This is a genomic window from Rhodohalobacter sp. 8-1, assembly GCF_038150125.1.
Classification (GTDB): domain Bacteria; phylum Bacteroidota; class Rhodothermia; order Balneolales; family Balneolaceae; genus SW132.
The window spans coordinates 1-1,774 of the sequence record NZ_JBBVMF010000046.1 but is presented as its reverse complement, the minus strand read 5'-3'; the positions used below and the strand labels follow the sequence as shown (position 1 = coordinate 1,774).

Genomic DNA, 1,774 nt, shown 5'->3' with positions numbered 1-1,774 from the left:
GATCCCTTCGGGACAAAACGGACCGCAAATCCCGACGGAAGGAATCACCAGCCCGGCGGGTTTTGCGTACTTTTGACCGTTCAAAAGTACGGGGAAAGACGTCAATATTGGCTAATGTTAGTGACATTGCCGTCGAAGGGGGACTTTTATCTTTTCCGACCCAGAGGGTCGGGGAATTAAACCACTTAAGATTTAAATCTTAACGCTCTTTTGATGTGTACGTTATCGTGATGACTCCTTATAGAGGTTGACAAGAATGCGCTTTACCCGAAAACCTTAAGTAATTAAATGATTTTGAATAGCATAGCGTGTCATTTCTACATTGGTGGTAAGATTGAGCTTCTCTTTAATCCTGGAGCGATAGGTATGAACCGTATGTGGACTTAGTGAAAGTTCCTTCGCAATTTCTTGCACATCCTTGCCTTCAGCTATCATACAAAGCACTTCAAATTCGCGGTCAGACAGGGAGTCATGAATAGGGCGGCCCTCATAATTTACCTGTGATACCAGCTGTTCCGCAACTTCCGCCGTTATATACTTTCTATTCTCCAGCACGATCTTTCGTACAGCTTGTGTCAATTCATTGACGATACCAGATTTACATAAGTAGCCGTCTGCACCAGCTTTTATACATCGTACAGCAAACCTTTCTTCCGGATGGATGCTTAAAATCAAAACCGGCAGTTCCGGATGTAACACTTTAACGTCTTTAAGTAAATCGAGTCCGCTTTTACCGGGCATTGTAAGATCAAGGATAAGAATATCCGGTTTTGCGTCAACCAGCATACTCAGAGCATCTGCCCCGGATTGTGCCTCTCCGATTACTTCAATATCCACCTCTCTATTTAATACTCGTTTTACGCCTTCAAGCATTAGGGGATGGTCGTCAGCAACTGAAACTTTTATCACGATCTTTCACTCATTTTTACCGAGTCAAATTTTCTTTTCTTTAAGGACAGAATAATCTTCAAAAGCGCTAAGTGTTTGTAAATGATATGATTAATGAATTTTAAGTATATCTGTGATCTAATTCAACATATAAAAAAAGAGAAAGTTAGTGAATTAATCGTAAAATTTTATTTAGCTAAGACATCTTCAATTATCCGGGTATGCTTCCCTGTTACCTAATATGACTGTTTTGCTCATTAAAGGTCAAGTGTTGGGATTACACCGCAGGCAACTTAAATTTTCCCTGTAAAGTATCTTCAAGCTGATTTAAAATCCTTAAAGTAAACTTTTGTCTTATATCAACTGAAGATGGAAAACCCCCGGGTATAATCTGCGATGTAACATTTATAAATCCGCATTTTTTGGTAAAATAAGTAACTATTGATGAGTAACTCCTCCTCCGAAAACAACACTATGTGGTGTAAGGTCTCTTATCTTTTCCGAGATGAAAATGTGTTCGCTTATAGTTCGATTGCATTTATCATAAATAGATAGAGTGGAATTGGTAATCAGGTCAAAAAAATCATGGAGTTGTTCAGTCTGTGATTTTTTTAGCGATGTCTATCCTTCTTTTTTACACTCATATTGAACATAAGTAAACAACCAGCATAATTGACTTTCACTCCTATTCGGTACATGCTTATTATTTTACTATGTTTTAGTAAGAAATAATTTATTACCAAGCCCATTTTTTTTATGCCTGACAAGACTAAAAATAGTGAAGACGCCAGAACAAATCTATTGTTGGTAGGAATTGGCGCATCAGCCGAGTCTGTTGCACAACTCCGGGTTGGAAAAACTCATGGTTTCCAAAGGAATCGGCTGA

At 38.6% G+C, this 1,774-nt stretch carries 1 protein-coding gene; it reads right to left on the bottom strand.

The genetic code is table 11. The annotated features are described in order from the left end of the window. Positions 1-276: 276 nt before the first annotated feature. Positions 277-909 carry a response regulator transcription factor gene (locus AABW11_RS19925; protein ID WP_340107087.1) on the bottom strand — a complete coding sequence of 211 codons (633 nt, stop codon included), beginning with the start codon at positions 907-909 and terminating at the stop codon, positions 277-279. Positions 910-1,774: the final 865 nt, after the last annotated feature.